The sequence below is a fragment of the Streptomyces sp. SM18 genome (genome assembly GCF_002910775.2).
GTDB lineage: Bacteria > Actinomycetota > Actinomycetes > Streptomycetales > Streptomycetaceae > Streptomyces > Streptomyces halstedii.
In genome coordinates, this window is sequence record NZ_CP029342.1 from 4,393,697 (window position 1) to 4,413,503 (window position 19,807).

A 19,807-nucleotide genomic window follows, 5' to 3' on the forward strand; every position below is an offset into this window, starting at 1 on the left:
TCGCCCAGGCGCCGCATCGCGCTGACCCACCTGACTCCCGTCCCTGCCGGGCGCAACCGATCGAGGCTCCCCCGTCCTCGTCAGCCCTGACAGGGACGGGCCCTCCGTGCGTGCCGTGCCCATGACCGCGGGGGTTCTGGCCTCTGCCACAGACCCCGGAACCGGAAAGGCAAGGGCCTGACCCCGTAGCCGCGCGCCACAGCAAGCGGCCGGAACATAACCAGAGGCCCCAGGAAACGAACCTGGTGGGGCTTCTGGCACCCCGCGTCCCAGGTCAGGATTGGAGACGCTGCGGGTCGAGCGCGCGCATCAGGTCATACGCGCTCCCGGCGATCATCCGCCAGGAACCTACTTCCCCCAGGAACACCACGCCTGGATCGACGGGAGATTCACGGTAATCTAGAGCAAAAGGAAGATCCGGACCGAGGTTTCCGATGATCACGGTTTTCATTCGCGAGATATAGTCGGGGTCCGCACGTTCATCGGGTGTACCGAAGTAGCATCGCAAGAGTTCATCGTCGAGCTCTTCGCGCCACCACTTCGTCATTCCGGCCATCGCGGGGATCGAGTGGAAAACCGCGCGAAGCGGGGCCTGACCGAACACCGATTCAATCATCGGCGAATGAGCCAGGTTCGCCCAACTGTGATCGTTGATCGACTCGACCAAGCAATCCGGGAGGGGCATCCCGAAGACCGACTTCCGACGCTCTGCATTGCCGTTCACCTGGACCAAACCCTCCTGTCCGTTGCACCGGCTGTGGCATCCATGATTGCCTGCCTTCCTTCGAGGGGAGCCACGGGATCGCCGAAGTTGTCCCGATTCACACCTCGCGAGAACCAGGCCACGGACACACCGTCCGCCTCGAAGAATATGTTGAAGCCAACGGTCTGCCTGGAGCCTGCGAAGTGCCAGAAGCTGACCTCCGCATACCCTCCCTGCGACAGAACGGAATTCGGGTGTCTCAAGTAGTCCCTCTGTCCGACGCTCAGAACTCGAACTTCTCAGGCTGCACTAAGAAGACCTCGATCTCGACAGTGGCACTGCCAGCATCCACCGCTCCCTCCAGTGCGCCCCACCCGGCGGCCCGACCATCCTGCACACCAAGACCCGCGCCTCCGAGCGCCGTATCGCGCTCCCGACCGAATGCATCCATTCCCTCAAGAAGCACCAGGAACGCCAGGGCAAGGAGCGAGAGACAGCCGGATTGGACTGAAGCGACAGCGGGCTCGTATTCACCACACCGACTGGCCGGCCTCTCGACCCTGCCGACCTCACCCGCCGCTTCCGCAGCTTCCTCGAACGGGCCGGGCTCCGGCGCATCCGCTTCCACGACCTCCGACACTCGACGGCCACCTTGCTCCTGGAGCAAGGCGTCGATCTCGTCGTGATCAAGGAGTTGTTGGGCCACGCCCACATCGGCGTCACCGCTGGCGTCTACGCCCACGTACGACCCCGCCTCCAGCGGGACGCCATCGACGCCTTGGGCCACGCCCTCGGCCCGACCGACGCCCCGGATGACCCGCCCACCGCAGCCGTCGTCCGCTGACGTTGCCGTCAAATGCTCAGGAGCCCCCGCCGAGTACCGACTCGGTGGGGGCTCCCAATCTACATCCAAGCGAACTCAGAAATCCCCGGACACTCCCTTTACGAGGCACCAGGAACGTTGGCGCCTACGACAGGTTGTGCCAAGCGTGGCTGCATGATCCCTGGCACTCCGTCTCCCGCCGACGTGTGTCGGCCACCGCAAACGTAGAAATCAGGACTCGGAACGCCTTCAGGTATTCCTGCTGAGGCAATCTTTCGATCTTCCCTACTTGTTCGAGGATCGGCTCACGAACAATTAGAACCGCAGGGGTCATGGTTGCCTTAACCCCTGATTTCTCGAGACCCTTACGCCCGTCTTTCACAGTAACGTGCGCCTGCATCAGATAGAGAGCGATCTCATGCAGAACGGACTGCTGCTCCTCTGTAACCAACCCAGAGAACCACTCCACGCCCTCTTCGAGGCTGCGCACCTCCTGGGCGACTTCATTTATCACGCGCTCCGAGGCTCGCAATTCATTCACGCCTACCTCCCTCTGGGTGCGAAGACCACATATGGCCTATTCCTGTCCAATTCCGTGTACTGTTTGGCATTTGGATTGTAGGTCTGGTAGAAGTCTCGACCTCGTCCGCTTCCACCCTCACCATCCCCCATCCCTTGAGGCAGGGAGTTCTTGACACTGCTACGAGGCCGGGACGGCCCAGTCAGTATGTAATCCCAGTCAGAAGTCGGGTTGAGATTCCCGTTTCCCGCTCGACTCCCGACCACGATGATCGTCTGGTCTGTCTTGTCGGCCGCATTCTGGATGCGCTTCGCATCATTAGGTCTAACAGCGGCTAACACAATGAGTTGATCTGTCGGTGGGTGATGAGGCAGCAGGCGAGTTTGAGGAAGGCTTCGTGGATGTCGGCCCGTCGTTCCCAGCGGATGCGGAGGCGTTTGAAGCCGTGGAGCCAGGCGAAGCTGCGTTCGACGACCCAGCGGTAGGTTCCCAGTCCGGTGCCGTGGAGGGTGCCGCGGCGGGCGATGGCAGGGACGATGCGGCGCTGGCGGACCTGGTCGCGGTAGATGTCGTGGTCGTACCCGCGGTCGGCGAAGAGTGAGTCTGGCTTGCGTCGCGGGTGCCCGATCCGGCCTCTGACGGGTGGGACGGCGTCGAGCAGGGGCAGGAGCTGGGTGACGTCGTTGCGATTGCCGCCCGTGAGGATCACGGCGAGCGGTGTGCCTTGTCCGTCGGTGATCAGGTGGTGTTTCGATCCGCTTCGGCCACGATCGACCGGACTCGGTCCCGTGAGGCTCCCCCTTTTATGGCCCGTACGTGGCTGGAGTCGACCACGGCACGCGACCAGTCGAGACGGGCCGCCGCGTTGAGCTCGGCCAGCAGCACCTCGTGCAGCTGCTGCCAGACGCCGGCCTCGTTCCAGTCCCGCAACCTCCGCCAGCACGTCATGCCCGAACCGAAGCCCAACTCCTGCGGCAGGTACTCCCACTGGATGCCGGTGTGCAGCACGAACAGGATGCCGCACAGCACTTGCCGATCCGGCAGCGGCTTCCGTCCAGGGTGCCGAAACCGGCGTTCCTTGCGCGGCAGCAGCGGCTCTATCCGCTCCCACAGAGCATCCGACACGATCCACGGCGAAGCCCCCATGCCCAGACAACGCCCAACTCCGGACACGGACACGGCCAACAGGCCCGATCCACCTCATTGTGTTAGCCGCTGTAATACCCGCATCTGACGGTAATCGAAAACCGGGTCCGCACCACCCATTGGAGTTATGGACTAGGACCGGTGTCTGCCCGCCAGCACATAGTAGGTGTGGAGGTCACTGACGGTGAGGTTGTGGACGGCGCTTGTGGTTGCTGTCCAGCGTTCGACCGCTGTGATCTGGACGTACGTGCCGGTGCTGGTCCGCAGCCATTCGCCGGCCTGGAGGTCGGTGGCGTCGATCCAGGCGTCGAGTGCTTCGACCCAGAAGGGGTGGCCGTCCGTCGCGGTGACCGAGGCCGTCTCGTCGCCCTGGTCGCCGGCGGTGTCGACGGTGACCTTGACGAGGTGCTTGAGGCCTTCGCCCTTGATCTCGGCGGTGACCGTCTCGACCGTCGTCTTCCCGGTCTCGGGGTCGGTGGCCAGGACCTTGTCGCCGACCTTGACGTCCTTGATGGCCTTTGTCGAACCGTCGGCCATCACGACCTTGGTGCCGGGGACGAAGCTGTTGCACGTCCCGCCCGACTCGCCCGATCCACCGGACCCGCCCGACTCACCGGACTTGCCGGAGCCGCCGTTGCTCCGTGAGGAACCGCCGGACGAGCCGCCCGGCTTGCTCGTACTCGCCTTGGCGCCGCCGCCCGAGCTCTTGTGGGTGGCCGACGCCGAGGAGACCTTCGGGGCCGACTTCGCCTGGGCCTGTTTCTGTACCGGCCCGGCTCCGGGCTCCCCGTAGTGCGGGGGTACCACGCCTGCCGTCCGCCTGTGTGACGCCTCCCGGGGGAAAAAAGCCCGTTGCCGGCCGAGGGAAAGCCGGAAGCCCGGCCGCCGCGTTCAGGCGGGCCGGGCTTCCGGTTCGGTCGGGGAGCGGTGTCAGCCGAAGGCCTTGACGGTCCCCCAGCCGCTGGAGATCACGGTCATGGCCGGGCCGTTGGTGTTGGTCTTGGACGGGTGGTAGACCTTCACGGATCCGTCGGCGGCGAAGCGCGCCCAGATGTCGGGGATGCCGTCACCGTTCACGTCCGGGATGCCGATGGCGGTGTCGATGTTGGCACCGGTCCAGGACGTTCCGTACGAGGTGTCCTTGGCTTCCCGGGAGGCCGCGGCCGTTTTCAGCGAGGCCAGGTCCACGCTTCCGGCGGTGGCGCCGGGCTTGCCGTGCCGGATGTACATGTTCCCGTTGGAGGTGTTCCGCCAGAGGAGGTCGGGCGTGCCGTCGCGGTCGATGTCGGCGACGTTGACGATGTCGCGTACCTCCCAGGCGTCGGCGTTCATCCGGATCGCCTCCTCGAAGGTGCCGCCGGTGTAGCCGATCAGCACCCAGAAGGCGGCCCCTGTGCGTACGAAGACCTCGGGCCGTTTGTCGCCGGTGATGTCGCCGACGGCCTTCATCTGGACCCAGTCCGCCGGGTCGGGGGCGCCTGCGGGCAGCCGGATCTCCAGGCGCTTGTCGACCTCGAAGCTGCCGTAACCGTCGCCCGGGTAGAGCCAGAACTTGCCGTCGGGGGTGCGCGCGAACAGGTCGGTCACGCCGTCACCGGGATAGACGTCGGCGTAGTGGGAGATCAGCGCGGCCTTGCCGGTGGCGGGGTCGTACCAGTGGCCGGTGGGGTTCAGCTTCCCGGCGGTGGTGTAGCCGGCGGCCAGGGAGGTGTAGAGCTCGCCGTCGGGCAGACCGGGGTAGGAGCGGAGGTTGCCGCTGGCGTTGATGGTGAGCAGGTCGGCCCGGCCGTCGCCGTTGAGGTCGCCGGGGGCATCCGCGGTGTCCCTCGGCTGCACGTAGAAGGCGTAGTCGGTGGGCTCCTTCGACTTGTTGCCGACCGCGTCGTAGGCGTAGACCCGCAGGCTGTGGGATCCGGCGCTCGGCGGGGCCAGGGTGAGGGCGAGTTTGCCGACGGAGTTGCCGGACCCGTCCGTGCCGGCGGTCGCGGCCTTCTCGGTGTACCCGGCGCCGGTGAGCGTCCAGGAGAACTTGGTGGCGCCGGGGGAACTGATGGTGAAGACGCCGCTCTGGCCGAACTTCTTCTCCGACCAGGTCAGACCGTCCGGGGTGGCCTCGGGGAAGTCGTCGCTGGCCACGTCGGGCGCGGGCGGTCCGGAGGCGTCGACGGTGAACTGGCAGGGCTGGTCACCCGGCGGGAAGTAGGTGGAGACGGCGCCCTCGGTGTCCTCCGAGCGGACGTCCCATTTGTAGGTGGTCTTGTCGGCGAGGCTGCTGGACGGGATGGTCAGCGTCGCCTTGCCGCCGCTGTTGGGGGTGACCAGGGTGCCCGTGGGCGCGCTGGCACCCGACTTCCACCAGCGGAAGCGCAGCTTGGCGAGGTTCTTGTCCGGGTCGGTCGCGGTCGCGGAGAGCACGATGTTCGTCTTGGCGACGGGACGGCTGGCCGGAGCGGCCACGCAGGCACCGCCCGGGGTGGTGGTGCCGCCGGTCGGCTCGTTGGGCTTGCGGTTGTAGTCCACTTCGAGGACGGCCGACGAGGCACGGAACTTGCGCCAGGTCCAGGTGCTGGTCTCGGTGTTGGCCCGCATGCCCAGGGTGAGGGTCGAGGCACCGGCGTCGGCCGCGTACTGGGCACCCGCCTTCACGTTCCACAGGACGTAGTCGTCCGCGCAGGAGCTGTTGTATCCGTGGGCGAACGACTGCGACTGGAGCAGCGACGACCAGCTCGGCTGCTTGTTCCAGGTGGTGCCCGAGGAGATCGCCCCGGTGCGGTAGAGGTGGAACTGCCGGGTCTCGCACGACCAGGAGTGGTTGTTGAGCACCTTGAACTGGGCCTTGGTGACGGTGGCGCCCTTCAGGCTGCTGGAGAAGCCCATCGTCCAGAACGAGCGTGCCAGGCCCTTGGTGTCGCTCTCGTAACCGACTCGGGCGTCGGAGGTGCCGGAGCTGAAGTTGGTGCCGTTGTAGAAGCTGGTGTTCGGGTACGGCTTGTAGGCGACCGTCCAGGACTTCATGGGCGGCTTGATCGACGGGTCGATGAACAGCGGATAGCGGACGTCGTCGCTCCGCAGCAGACCGGTGCCGTCCACGTCCAGGCCGAGGCGTACCCCGTTGCCGTCGTCGTCCAGGGTGGTGTGCAGCGCGGCGCTCCGCGCTCCGGGTTCGATGCCGCTCAGACCGGAGAGCGCCAGTACGTCCTCGGAGGTGGCGGTGGCGGTGCGGACCTCGCTGCCGGGCTCCAGGTCAGGGTCCAGGCCGGAGGAGTCCCAGGCGAACGGGGTCGGCACGGAGCCGATCTCCCTGCCCTTCTTCGAGTCCAGCACGCGGACCGTGTCGGTGGTGGCGTTGTGCTCGAACACGGCCGTCTCGGACCGCAGTCCGAAGGAGAGGGTCTCCAGGGCCTTGTTCCGCGCGGCCTCGGGCGTCTTGACGATCATCAGCTGGGCGAAGCCGCCCTCCTCCCGGACGACCAGCAGCAGGTCGACGCCCGGAAAGACCTCCGGATACAGCGCCCGAGGGCCGTCGAGTACCGGTTCGGGCAGGGGCGCGGGCCAGGTGTAGGCCACGGTGTGGCCCTCCAGTTCGACCTCGGCCAGCACGCTGTCCTCGGTCGCCGGGGTGGCCCGGGGGAAGTCGCGGCCGGCGCGCTCGGGGCGGACGCCGGCCGAGAAGCGGACCGGGGTCACGGCGTTCACCGGGGTGATGCCGTCCTTGGTGCGGCGCAGGTCGGTGTCGATGTCGGCCCACTCGCCCTCGGCGTTCTTCGCCCGCTGCGGGGTGGCGTTGATCCGCTGACGCATCTTTCCGTCAGGCAGTGCCCAGGTGAGGGTGGTGGCGGTGGTGGCCGCTTCGACGAGGACCTTCTTGCCGGTGCGGCGGGCCGCGGCGATCGCCTCGTCCTCGGTGCGGGGGTGGTCGCCGGCCTGGGACGCCTTGGTGCTGCCTCCCCGCGCTTGCGAGGCGGCGTCCTCGTCACCGGACCGGTCGATGAACCACGGCAGCAGGGACGCGGTGAGCGCGGCCACGAGCAGGCCGAGGGTGACGGACAGCCGTGTGCGACTGCGCACGAACGGTCTGAGCAGGCGTGACACGGTCACTGGACTTCTCCGAGGGGGCCGGACGGATGGGCGGGTCGAGATGACTGGCCCCGCTTGTCGACCGCGGGATACAGGCGCCCGCACGATCGCATGTGATCGAGTCACGTGCCCAAAATTAAAAACTTATTGTTTCGTGACCGAGACGCAGAGTGACGATGCCGGGAAGGGGAATCTTCTGGCATCGCCCCATTTCCGCCGCGAAATGCTGCACTGTGCACCGACCTGCACGGAAGATCAACTTCGGGTCCTTGGGCGGACTTGGGGCCGCTTTTCCGTGTGAGCGAGATCACTTCACCTCGCCTCCGGTCACTCTCCGCTCCTTGATCACTTTTTGTGTTTCCTGTGAAGATTTTTGCGCGCGCGCCCGGACCGGGTGCGCTGTTCGGCGTTCCCAGAGTTCGCCGTCCCTTTTGCGCAAGGTGGGAGTCGACGCATGCGTGCAGCAGGTCCGGGGTCCTGGACGGGGCCGCGACCGGCCTTGTCCGGGAGAAGCCGACACAGACGCAGGCGTCTGCGTATGGCGGTCATCGTTTCGTTGACTTCGGCCCTCACCTGGGGCGGCCTGACCCTGGAGGCAGCGGCCATCCCGCCGAAGCCCCGCCAGGACATGGCGGTCGAGCTCCCCGAACTCCCGGAGAGCGCGCGGACGGAGCAGGACGAGAGCGCCGAGAAGCATCTGACGACCGCGCCCGAGGAGGCGACCACCCCCTACACCCCCCAGGCCGTGGAGGCCTGGTCACCGGGTGTGGGTACGGCCGACCTGACGGACGTGGAGCCGGGGCAGTCGATCCCGGTCGAGAACGTGCCGACGGTCTCGCTCGGCGTGCCCGAGGAGAGCGACCCGGCCGCGCTGGCCGGTGAGTGGACCGTCGACCTGAAGGCGCCGGAGGACTCGCAGGCCGCCGAGGTCGACGGCCTGCTGATGGAGATCACCCCGCCGGCCACGGCCGACCCGGAGGCCGAGGTCACCATCGGCGTCGACTACACGTCGTTCGCCGATCTGTACGGTCCCCAGGCCGCCGACCGGTTCGGTGTCGTCCTGCTGCCCAACTGCGTGGTCGACGCGCCGACCGAGGGCGAGTGCGCCCCCGAGCCGGCCGAGGAGCCGGACGGCGAGGAGGCGGCGGCGATGCTGCCGCTGGCCAGTGAGATCGAGGTGATCCACCCGAAGACCAGCGCCAGGACGCTCTCGGCCGCCTCGAACGAGGGCGAGACCCTGCGCACCCGCCGGGTGGTCTCCGCCTCCGTCCCGGTCGCCGAACTCCTCGGCACCGACGCCGCGTCGGACGTCTCCGGCGCCACGACGATGTCCCTCACGGCCGCGTCGGCCGACACCGCCCCCCGTGCCGTCGGCGTGCTGGACACCGGGGCGTCGGCGGCGGGGGACTTCACCGCCACCCCGCTCCAGTCGTCCGGCTCCTGGGCGGCCGGCTCGTCCTCCGGTGCCTTCACCTACGGCTACCAGGTGCAGGTGCCCGAGGCACCCGGCGGCCTGACGCCGCAGGTGGCGCTCTCCTACTCCTCCCAGTCGGTGGACGGCCGGACGTCCTCCACCAACAACCAGGCTTCCTGGATCGGCGACGGCTGGGACTACAACGCCGGCTCCATCACCCGCACCTACGCCTCCTGCCGCGAGGACGCCAAGAAGGCCGGCGCCAACAACTCCGGCCACAAGACGGGCGACCTGTGCTGGGGCTCGGACAACGCCACGCTGACGCTCGGCGGAGCGACGACGGAACTGGTCTGGGACGCGGACCAGAAGGAGTGGTTCACCGCCAACGGTGACGGCTCCCGGATCCAGATCGTCAAGGACACGTCCAAGGACAACAAGGACGCCGACGGCGAGTACTGGATCGTCACCACCACCGACGGCACCAAGTACCACTTCGGCCTGAACCACCTGCCGGGCTGGTCCAAGGGCGACCCGGTCACCAACTCGGTCCTGACCGTCCCGGTGTTCGGCAACCACTCCGGCGAGCCCTGCTACAAGGCCGGCGACTGGAAGAACTCCGACTGCGCGCAGGGGTGGCGGTGGAACCTCGACTACGTCGAGGACGTCCACGGCAACGCCATGTCCCTGTGGTGGAAGAAGGACGTCAACTACTACGCGCGGAACTTCAACTGGAAGGCCCCGGTCAAGTACGACCGCGACGGCTACCTCGCGCACATCGACTACGGCCAGCGCAGCAACACCCTCTTCTCCGCGGAGGCCCCCGGCCGCGTCACCTTCAACGTCGAAGAACGGTGCTACGCCGAGGGCTCCCTCGCCTGCACCGAGGCGAACTTCACCTCCAAGGACCCGGGCAAGTACCGCATCTGGTACGACACCCCGGCCGACCTGCGGTGCGCCTCCGGCAAGATGTGCTGGAACGCCGCCCCGTCGTTCTGGTCGACCAAGCGCCTGGACTCGATCAAGACGTCCGCGCAGCGCCGCACCGACACCACGGCCCGCCAGGTGGTGGACCGCTACCAGCTCAAGCAGTCCTTCCCCTCCCTGCGCACCGGCCCGAACACCGCCCTGTGGCTGGAGACCGTCACCCGTACCGGCTACGCCCGCAAGGGTTCCACCGACGAGAGCGTGACGCTGAACCCCGTCCGGTTCGAGCCGAACGTGGACGACATGCCCAACCGCGTGATGCGGGGCGACAAGGACCCCCGTCCGGGCTTCTCCCGTCTGCGCATCGGCCGGGTGATCAACGAGTACGGCGGCGAGACCGCCATCACCTACAAGAAGCCGACAGGCCAGTGCGCCACCGGCCTCGACCTGCCCGGCAAGTCCGACAAGGCCGCGCTGAAGAGCAACACACGCCTGTGCTACCCCTCCTTCTGGCACCCGGACCCGGAGAAGGAGGACATCGACTGGTTCCAGAAGTACGTGGTCCAGGAGGTCGAGGAACTCCCCAACGTCGACGGCGCCTACTCGACCAGCACCAAGTACACGTACGGCACCGCCGCCTGGAAGCTGGCCCAGCAGGAGTTCACCAAGAAGTCCACGCGGACGTACTCGCAGTTCGCCGGATTCGACCAGGTCGCCGTGTTCACGGGAGCCGACGACAAGGCGATCGGCAGCAAGCGCACCAAGGCCGTCACCCGGTTCTTCCGCGGCATGGGCGACACCGTGGCGGTGAAGGACGTCACCGGCGCGCACATCGCGTACGACCGTGAGCCGTTCGCCGGCCGCATAGCCGAGGAACTCAGCTACGCCGAGCCCACCGACGCCGACACCGCCTGGCTGACCCGTTCCGTCACGGTGCCGGAGGCCACCGAACTGGCCTCCCGCGTACGGGGCGACGGCCTCGACGCGCTGAAGGCCTGGCGGGTCACCGAACCCCGCCAGCTCGCCTACAGCAAGGACAGCGACGGCGTCGTCCACACGTCGGAGACGAAGACCACCTACGAGGCGACGCACGGTCTGCCGGTCCAGATCGAGACCCTTGAGGACAAGGCGGACCCGGGCCTCGTCGGTGACGTCTCCTGCACCAAGCTGGAGTACGTCCACCACACGGACAAGAACATCATCGGCCTGACCAAGCAGGTCCTGGGCTCCGCCACCCCGTGCGCCACGGCGGTCTTCACCGACCTCAAGAAGCTCGCCTCCGGCTCCCGTACCGCCTACGACGGAGGCGACTACGGCGCCGCGCTGTCCGGCTCCACCCGCGGCCTGGCCACCCAGACCTGGTCGCTCAAGGCCGACGGCTCCGGCTTCCAGTCCGACGGCACCGTCGGGTTCGACTCGCTGGGCCGCGTGGTGAAGGCCACCGACCCGGACGGCAAGTCGTCCACCACCGCCTACGACACGCGGAACGGCCAGACGTTCGGTGTCACCGAGGCCAACTCCCTGGGGCACAGCGCCACTCAGGAGATCGAACCCGGCCGCGGCACCGCCACGAAGAGCACCGACGCCAACGGACACGTCACCCAGTCCGTGTTCGACCCGCTGGGCCGGCTCGTCCAGGCCTGGGCACCGGGCCGTACCCCGTCGGCCTCCGCCGTGCCGGACTTCGCGGCCGAATACCACATATCCACGATCGACCCCGACGATCCGGACCGCCTCCCGCCCTACGTGGTCACCAAGAGCCGCGGGCACAGGGACCGTGTCGAGACCTCCGTCACGATCTACGACGGCCTCGGCCGTGAGCGCCAGGCGCAGGAGCAGGCGACCGGCGGCGGCCGACTGATCACCGACACCCTGTACAACAGCTCGGGCGAGGTCTGGCAGACCAACAACGCCTATCTCGCCACCGGGAAGCCGAGCGGCCAGCTCTTCACCCCGCTCGCCGACACCGCCGTACCGAACGCCACCCGCTACACCTACGACGGCTCGGGCCGCGTGGTGAAGGAACTGCCGATCCTCAACGGCAGTGAGATGGCGGCCCGTTCGACGCGCTACGAGTACGGCGCCGACTGGTCCACGGTCATCAACCCCTCCGGCGCGGCCTCCTACCGGGTCCGCTCCGACTCGATGGGCCGTACCACCCAGGTCGACACCTTCACCGATGCCGCACGCACCGCGTACACCTCGGTGAAGTACGAGTTCGACGACCTCGGCCGGCTCGTGAAGGCGTACAGCGCGCAGAACGCCGCGCGCACCTGGACCTGGGCGTACGACGGTCGCGGCCGCCTGATCTCCGCCACCGACCCGGACGCCGGAACCACCACCACGACGTACGACCACCGCGACCGGCCCGTCACCACGACGAACGCGCGCGGGGTCACCGTCTGGACCGGGTACGACCAGCTGTCCCGTCCGGTGGAGCAGCGTCTCGACAGCTCCACCGGTGACCTGCTCGCCCGGAGCACGTACGACAGCGCGCCGGGCGGCAAGGGTCTGCCGGCCAGTTCGGTACGGGTCACGGACGGCCAGGAGTACACGATGTCGGTCGGCGGATACACCGCCGACTACCAGCCGCGCTCCACCACCCTGGCGCTGCCGGACTCCCTCGCCACCACCTGGGGCCTGCGGAAGTCGTACACCTCCACGTACAACTACAGCGACACCGGCCTCCTGCTGGACGGCACCATTCCCGCGGCGGGAGCGTTCGACAGCGAGAAGCTGGTCGTCCGCTACAACGAGGAGGGGCTGCCGCTCTCGGTCTCCGGCAAGGACTGGTACGGCTCCGAGGCCATGTACTCGCCGTACGGCCAGCTGCTGCGCTCCACCCTGGGCGCCCAGCCGCACCGGGTCTGGTCGCTCGCCGGCTTCGACGACGCCTCCGGGGCCCTCACCGACCAGCAGGTCTACCGGGAGCAGAACGGTGACACCTCACTGGTCGGCGGCAAGCTCGCCTCCCACCGGTCGTACTGGTACGACGACGCGGGCAACGTCACCGGCATCCGGGAGCGTTCGACCGGCATCCAGGAACGCCAGTGCTTCTCCTACGACCCGATCGGCCAGCTGACCGAGGCGTGGACCTCGGCCGACCTCGGCCACTGCGTCGACGGTCCGGTCAAGGACGACGGCACCCTCAACGTGACGGCCGGCCCGGACGACTCCGGCTACTGGCAGCGTTACGAGTACGACCTGCTCGGCAACCGCAAGAAGCTCACCGAGAAGGACCTCACCGGCGCCACCGCCAAGGACACGGTGACGACCTACGCCTACGGCAAGGCGGACGGCTCCCAGCCGCACACCCTGACCAAGGTGACCAAGAAGTACACCACCCCGGCCGGTGCCCAGGTCACCGCCGAGGCCGAGCGGCTCTACGAGCTGACGGGTGAGACCAAGCAGGTCACCTCGCTCGGCAACGGCGACACCCAGGACATCAGCTGGACCTGGGACGGCCAGGTGGAGCGCCTGACCGGTGAGGGCAGCGGCGGCAGGACCTCGTACGTCGGCCTCGCCGACAAGTGCCTGGACCTGAACGGCGGCAAGACGGCGGAGAACACGCCGGTCAACCTGTACGCCTGCAACGGAGCGTCCTCCCAGAAGTGGTCGTTCCGGGTGGAGCCGGGCCAGTCGGACCCGGACCTGGGCACCATGGCCTTCTACGACGACGCGTGGTGCGTCGCGCCCGGCTCGGCCTCCGCGGGATCCGCACTTCAGCTCCACAGGTGTGACGGCTCCGCCGACCAGAAGATCAAGCGCAACGCGTCAGGTCAGCTGGTGCACGTCGCCACCGGTCTGTGCATCGCCGTCAAGGACGGCGCCACCGCCGACAGCACCCCCACCGTCCTCACCGCCTGCTCGGCCTCCTCGGCCGCGCAGAAGTGGGAGGCGCAGAACGAGACCCGCTACATCTACGGCCCGGACGGCAGCCCCCTGCTGACCCTCCAGGGCAAGCAGGCCACCCTGCATCTGTCGGAGACCGAGGTCACCACGCAGGCGGCCGGCAAGCTGGTCTCCACGCAGCGCAGCTACGGGGCGCCCGGCGGCAGCGTGCTGCGGTACCAGTACGGCTACCAGAAGACCAGCACGCTGGCCGCCGAGGTCGGTGATCACCAGGGCAGCACGTATGCCGAGATCGCCATGACCGACGGGATGCCGGTACGGGTCCGTAAGCAGGACCCGTTCGGCAACGAGCGCGGCGCCGCCACCTCCGGTGCCGCCCTGCGGACCCGCGCGGGATTCCTGGGCGCGTCCCCGGACGACGCCTCCGGCTACACCCAGCTGGGCGCCCGTATGTACGACCCGGTGGTCGGGCGCTTCCTGTCGGCCGACCCGGTGCTGGACCTCGCGGACCCGATGCAGGCCAACGGGTACAGCTACGCCCACAACAACCCGGTGACCCTGTCCGACCCGACGGGTCTGGCGGTCTCCCTGAACGCGTCGGAGACGGCGGCGGCCCTGGCCGGCGCGGGTCTGAGCCTGGCCCAACTGGCCCAGGCCAAGTCCGACTCCGGGCGCTCGCTGTCCTCGGTGGTCCTCTCGGCCGCCTGGTCGACGCTGAAGGACTTCATCGGCATCAACGACGCACTGGCGTGCTTCGGCGGTGACATGTGGTCCTGCGGCAGCTTGATCATCGGTGCGATCCCGTGGACCAAGCTCGGCAAGATCCCGTCCGTCCTCAAGGCCGTCAACCGCACCATCAACGCCATCCAGGCGTGGCGCTCGGCCAAGAAGAAGGCGGAGGCCGTCCTCGCTGCGGCCAAGGCCGCCCAGCAACGGGCGCTCGCGGCCAAGAAGGCGGCGATCGAGAAGGCCAAGAAGGCGGCACAGGCGGCCAAGAAGAAGGCTGCGGAGAAGAAACAGACGACCAGTAACAAGGCCGTCAACCAGACCAAGAAAACAGGGAGCCCGGTACAGAAACAGGCCCAGGCGAAGTCGGCCCCGAAGGTCTCCTCGGCATCGGCCACCCACAAGAGCTCGGGCAGCGGCGCCAAGGCCAGTACGAGCAAGCCGGGCGGCTCCTCCGGCGGTTCCTCACGGAGCAACGGCGGCAGCAGCGGCAGCGGCGGCTCCGGCAAGTCGGGTGAGTCGGGCGGGTCCGGTAGATCGGGCGAGTCGGGCGGGACGTGCAACAGCTTCGTCCCCGGCACCAAGGTCGTGATGGCCGACGGTTCGACAAAGGCCATCGAGGACGTCAAGGTCGGCGACAAGGTCCTGGCCACCGACCCCGAGACCGGGAAGACGACGGTCGAGACGGTCACCGCCGAGATCAAGGGCGAAGGCCTCAAGCACCTCGTCAAGGTCACCGTCGACACCGACGGCGACCAGGGCGACGAGACGGCCTCGGTCACCGCGACGGACGGCCACCCCTTCTGGGTCGAAGCACTCGACGCCTGGATCGACGCCACCGACCTCCAGGCCGGCGAATGGCTGCGGACCAGCACCGGCACATACGTCCAGATCACAGCGGTCGAACGCTGGACGGCAACCACAAGCGCCGTCCACAACCTCACCGTCAGTGACCTCCACACGTACTATGTGGTGGCGGGGGCTACACCAATCCTTGTCCACAACTGTGGTGAGGCCGATGATGACTTGCTCGACTTTGCAGACGAGGCGCTGAGTATGAGTCCGGAATCGCGTCCCAATGTTGCCACGAAGATTACGTCTGCGGATGGAAAGCATGTCCGTTTCGCCTATGCAACGGATACGCGCAGTGGTGCAATGCCTCCGCAGACAGCGAGGGCAGTAGCTAACTCCGGACACCACGGCGGATGCGGGGAAGTTGGGTGTGCCATTCAGTTTGAGAGCGCGGGCATCCCGCTAGAGGGGGCGACATTCCAGTCTGTCAAGATCGGTGGTGGCGGTAGAGGGAATTCGTTCCCAATTGAGGATCATGGCGAGCTGATCGCACCATGCCCTGCCTGCCAGCGGTTCTTGCCTCAAATCGGTGGACGTGGGTGAGTCTCGTGCCTGTCTCCCCAGAGTTGCGCGCCGCACTTCAAAGATTGAGAGAAGTGCGATCCGAAAGGCCCTGGGGTGAGTGCGAAACCGAATCATTTGCTGCATGGCGGGAAAGGATCGCAGACGCGTTGGATTCACTGGCTGGTGTTCTGATCTATCAGCAAGATCGCGAGAGGGCTGCCGCCGAAGCGGCCGCTGCTCGCACTGAAGCGGAAAGAATCCGTGCTGACCTGGATCAACCAGGCTGACCGCTAGATCTCTGCTCCGATCCGTCTGTTTCTGCAACTGCAAGGCGGGCATGGCCCTGCATATTCCAGAAGCCCCACCGAGAGTGATTCCGGTGGGGCTTCTGTGCCGTTTGATCGCAACGGTGACACAATGTTCGGCGAAGTTATGGGCCACTTCGGGGACCGAGTTCAGGGCATCCAGGGGATCTGGGTCTACGGAGATAACCTTGGAGGTTTCAATGAAGCTGTCCGTGGTGGTGCGGGCCTTGTGTCGGCAGCCAAGGGAACCTGGACTGGAAGACAGGCAGCCAGATATGGATTCACTCGCGCGAGGATCGATGAAGCAGTTCCGAGGCTCGACGGGGACTTCCAGCAAGTTCTTGCCACATTTCGAAGATGAGAGAACTGGTGGACGAGGAAATTGAACAATTGGCGCGCTTGGCCGTCGAGTACCACGGAATTGGGTGCAGTGTCGCCGAGATCGCTGATCTCCTAATCGACAAGCGTCCGAACTTGAGGCTGGCGCCGTTCCGGCTGGCCCAAGTGCTTCGATCGGCCTTCGGTCTTTCGGTTCATGACCTGCAATACGTCACGGCATGGGTGCAAGGCGAGATTTCACTGGAAACACTGGAGGAGCGCCTTCAGGTGACTCGGTAAGTCAGCCTCAGTACATAACATGCTGTGGACATTTCGAGAGGCCCCACCGAATGGGTATTCGGTGGGGCCTCTCGGGCGTTGGACGGCAACGCTGACGGCAACGTCAGCGGACGCCTGCCGCGGCGGGTGGGTAGTCGGGGTTGTCGTTGACGGCGCCGAGGGCGCCGTTCAGGGTGTGAGAGCACAGCAAGAAACCGTCGGGGCTGAACTAGGCGGTTGTGATGGAATTCGCAATAGTTGCGTCACCTATTGTGTTGCCATCCTCGGGGCTGGTGGTGTGGACATTCCGGAAGGTGCGCGTGGAATGATCGCACTCCGGAGAACTTTGAAATAGGAGATTGAGTTGGATTGGCGTGACAGGCATCACGATGCCACGCTTGCCGACATTCTGCTGAGCGAGAGAGTCGGAGTCGCTCATATTCGGCATGTCGGCGATCTCATCTCGGCTCGGGCGCAGTTGAGCATGGGGATGCAGGGGCCTGTCGGTCTCTCTTTTGACCAGCGCGCCGACATAGCCGAAGCGGTTATCGATTTGGAGGACTCATATCGCCTCGCATGGGAATCTGTAGCCAATGAACCGGAGCAGAGGGTTCAGAAATTGGAGACGCTTGAGCAGGCATTGCTGGGCGCCGTGACGGGAATCCGCGAGATCGCCCGCAGGAACGGCATCGAGATCGACTGCTGCTGATCTGTGCGAGCGGGCCTGGGGGGATGCAATATGCGGAGCCCCCGCAGCCACCCAGTGAAACCGTCGGATGCATTTATGGCCCCGCTGGTGTTTCTTCCAGTCCTCGGTTTCGCCGCCTGAATTCACGCCTGCTGTGCTGAGAGGCGCTAGCAAATATGAATCCCCGCCAGGTGAGTCCAGGCGGGGATTCTGTATGGGGTGACGTCAGTAATTGCCGGTAAACGTCAGCGGGCGACGGCGGGGCGGGACGCGTCCAGGCCTTCTCCCTGTATGACGGAGGCGTTCGGTGCCCAACTTGGCGTGATGGAGCTTTGTTGGCTGGCCTGGCGGGCCCTACCCGGTCGCCCTCGCGCCTCAGCCGGGTGGGTGCGGGTGTTGACGAGAGACCGGTGCCGATGTGTGGTCGTCCCGGGAGGTCCGGAAGCCCAACGAAGGTGTGACCAGGGCTTCTTGGTACTCTGCCGCACCGCCGGTCGGCCGGTGATCGTTCCGGGGGCGGCGGATTCCTACTCCTTTCGCAGCGATGAGGTGCGCGTGAAGACAAGTGGTAGAACCGGCGCCGTGGGTGTGGTCGTGGGGGCGCTCGCTCTTTCGGCGTTCACGGCTCCGGCGGCGCAGGCCGCGAGTACCGGGATCAAGGTGTCCCGGGTCGTGGTCAACGGAGGCAAACCGATCGTCGTGGGTACGACGGACGAGAAGGAGCCGTCCATCACCTTCCGGGTCACCCTTCCCTCCGGGTACACCTCGGCCGACATGTGGCCGTGGACCGCGAGGCCCTTCCTCTACCACGGCACCACCCTGGCCAAGGGGGAGGAGAAAGGCATCCGCACCATCATCTACACCTGTGACGCGACGACACCCCGGATCGCGGACTGCGAGGGCAGCCTGTACATCGACCCGCGTTACGGCCTTCGCTCGAACAACGACGCCACCACCTGGAAGATCGGCGCCCTGACGCAGCTCTGGAAGCCGAGTGGCGGGCTCAAGACGGAGCAGATCGTCACCGCCTCCGGCACCGCGCAGCTCAAGCGGTGGGCGAAGGTCACCGTCAACGCCTCGCCAGAGCCGGTGAAGAAGGGCAAGACCATCACCGTGACCGGCAGCCTCAAGCGGGCGGACTGGGCGAAGCACACGTACACCGGCGTCGGCGGCGCGTCGGTCAAGCTGCAGTTCCGCAAGAAGGGCAGTTCCACCTACTCCACCGTCAAGACGGTGAAGACGGGCTCCACGGGCGCGCTGAAGACCACGGTCAAGGCATCGGTGGACGGGTACTGGCGCTGGAGCTACGGCGGGTCGTCCACCACGGGCACCGCCACCGCCAAGGCGGACTTCGTCGACGTGCGCTGAGCCGAGCGGTGAGCGCCTACGGAGTCCAGTGGATCACGAGCGCAGCCCCATGCGGGTCGCTGCGGTCGTGACGGTGGCGTGGACCACGTAGGCGCTCTTGCCGTAGCGGGTGGTGACGGCTTGGACGTTTTGGGGGCGGGCGGCCGTGTGTTCGGCCTCGTTGCGGCGGCCGTGGCGTCGTGCGCGTGGACGGGGTCGCCGCGTGTCATGCCTGAACGGTCCGCTGCTCTCCGGCCGGCCGGCGCCTTGGTCGGTGCCGGCCGTGGTGCTCGTACGGCTGGTGAGGCACCCGGGGTGTGCCGCACGCCGGAGGACGCGAGGTCAGGAAGCGGCGGACTGCCTCTCGGTGGCCGTCTCGTGAGTGGTCGTCATGGACAGGTGGCGGGTGAGCCACTCGGCGACGAGGTCGAGCAGGCCCGGATCGACCGGCTCGCGCAGCAGGCGGCGGTAGGAGGTCAGGGCGGGGTGCCCGGAGTCGCGTCGCAGGACGTGGGTGAGATCGGCGACGCGGTGGGTCTCCGCGCCGCCGGGAACCAGCCGGGCGATCTCCTTCAGGTCGTCCGGATCGACCTGGAGGTCCTTGTCGCCGGTGACGGCGAGGACCGGGGCGTCGACGGCGGCCAGGTCGTCCCGGGTGTCGTGGGCGAGCATCTCCCGCAGCCAGCGGGCGTTGACCTTGTTCCCGGCCACGCGCGCCACGTCCGTCCGGGTCCTCTTCACCCGGGCGAGGACCCGGCTGCCCAGTCCCGCCAGCGGCCGGCGCAGCAGCCGGACGGGTGCGGGCATGCTCGACACGATCGAGCGGCCCTGCCACCGGAAGGCGTCCTCGCCCACGCCGGCGAATCCGGCCAGCAGCACCACTGCCCGTACGTCCGTCCGGGAACCCAGGGCCATGGCGTGCAGTGCGCCCTCGCTGTGGCCGATCACACCGATCGCGTCCGCGCGGATGCCGGCCCGGTCCGCCAGGGCGCGTACGGCCGCCGCGGCGTCCCGGCGGTTGTCGGTGAAGCCGGCCGTCCGCCAGTCGCCGGGGGTGGCACCGGTGCCTCGTCGGTCGTAGCGCAGGGTGGCGATCCCCCGTGCCGCCAGCGCCTCGGCCACCGGACGGGCCAGGTTCACCGGAAGCTTCGGGGCGTTGCCGTCGCGGTCCAGCGGGCCCGAGCCGTGCAGCAGCAGGACGGCCGGGTGCGGGCCGGGGCCGGTGGGCAGCGTCAGGCTGCCGGCCAGCGGGGTCCCGTCGTCCGCGGTGACCGTCATGTCGATGTCCGGCAAAGCTCCGCCTCTTTCGTCTCACGCGGCACTGTCGTT

Annotated in this window: 8 protein-coding genes and 3 pseudogenes; 5 read left to right on the plus strand and 6 right to left on the minus strand. The window is 67.2% G+C overall.

Annotated elements, in window-relative coordinates; translation table 11 throughout:
• Positions 1-274 precede the first annotated feature (274 nt).
• Positions 275-724 (minus strand): hypothetical protein, encoded by a 450-nt coding sequence (locus B9S64_RS20065; RefSeq protein ID WP_146060156.1) that lies wholly within the window; start codon positions 722-724, stop codon positions 275-277.
• Between the two features lie 292 nt (positions 725-1,016).
• On the opposite strand from B9S64_RS20065, the pseudogene B9S64_RS20070 reads away from it, so the two are divergent.
• Positions 1,017-1,547 (plus strand): annotated as a pseudogene (locus B9S64_RS20070) (site-specific integrase); the annotation flags it as partial.
• A 124-nt stretch (positions 1,548-1,671) separates the two neighbouring features.
• On the opposite strand, the gene B9S64_RS20075 reads toward B9S64_RS20070, so the two are convergent.
• The 4 genes and pseudogenes from B9S64_RS20075 to B9S64_RS20090 all read right to left on the minus strand — a co-directional run bounded on the left by B9S64_RS20075 (position 1,672) and on the right by B9S64_RS20090 (position 7,290).
• Complete coding sequence (locus B9S64_RS20075) at positions 1,672-2,067, minus strand: DUF5958 family protein (protein WP_146060157.1); 396 nt, start codon at positions 2,065-2,067, stop codon at positions 1,672-1,674.
• 313 nt (positions 2,068-2,380) lie between these two features.
• Positions 2,381-3,192: pseudogene (locus tag B9S64_RS20080) on the minus strand (IS5 family transposase).
• Positions 3,193-3,307: 115 nt separating this feature from the next.
• Positions 3,308-3,960, minus strand: a pseudogene (locus B9S64_RS20085) (polymorphic toxin-type HINT domain-containing protein); the annotation flags it as partial.
• Between the two features lie 162 nt (positions 3,961-4,122).
• The gene (locus B9S64_RS20090) at positions 4,123-7,290 is read right to left on the minus strand and encodes an FG-GAP-like repeat-containing protein (protein ID WP_103492572.1); all 3,168 of its coding nucleotides are present in this window, start codon (positions 7,288-7,290) and stop codon (positions 4,123-4,125) included.
• Positions 7,291-7,807: 517 nt separating this feature from the next.
• On the opposite strand from B9S64_RS20090, the gene B9S64_RS20095 reads away from it, so the two are divergent.
• From B9S64_RS20095 to B9S64_RS20115, 4 genes are all read left to right on the plus strand, one after another.
• Entirely contained in the window at positions 7,808-15,580 is a 7,773-nt protein-coding gene (locus B9S64_RS20095) for a ricin-type beta-trefoil lectin domain protein (protein ID WP_258317573.1), read from the plus strand.
• 623 nt (positions 15,581-16,203) lie between these two features.
• A complete protein-coding gene (locus B9S64_RS20105; RefSeq protein ID WP_146060149.1) occupies positions 16,204-16,464 on the plus strand; it encodes a hypothetical protein in 261 nt (86 codons plus the stop codon).
• Between the two features lie 343 nt (positions 16,465-16,807).
• Positions 16,808-17,152 (plus strand): hypothetical protein, encoded by a 345-nt coding sequence (locus tag B9S64_RS20110; protein ID WP_103492575.1) that lies wholly within the window; start codon positions 16,808-16,810, stop codon positions 17,150-17,152.
• A gap of 561 nt (positions 17,153-17,713) precedes the next feature.
• Positions 17,714-18,499, plus strand: a complete 786-nt coding sequence (locus tag B9S64_RS20115) for a hypothetical protein (RefSeq protein ID WP_103492576.1) — start codon at positions 17,714-17,716, stop codon at positions 18,497-18,499.
• A gap of 321 nt (positions 18,500-18,820) precedes the next feature.
• Here B9S64_RS20115 and B9S64_RS20120 read toward each other — a convergent pair whose 3' ends face one another.
• Complete coding sequence (locus B9S64_RS20120; RefSeq protein WP_103492577.1) at positions 18,821-19,771, minus strand: S9 family peptidase; 951 nt, start codon at positions 19,769-19,771, stop codon at positions 18,821-18,823.
• Positions 19,772-19,807 lie beyond the last annotated feature (36 nt).

What these genes read in the sequence shown, in the direction of transcription:
- B9S64_RS20105 (WP_146060149.1), top strand. Translation starts at nt 16,204, where the DNA reads ATGAGAGAACTGGTGGACGAGGAAATTGAACAATTGGCGCGCTTGGCC.
- B9S64_RS20095 (WP_258317573.1), top strand. Translation starts at nt 7,808, where the DNA reads ATGGCGGTCATCGTTTCGTTGACTTCGGCCCTCACCTGGGGCGGCCTG.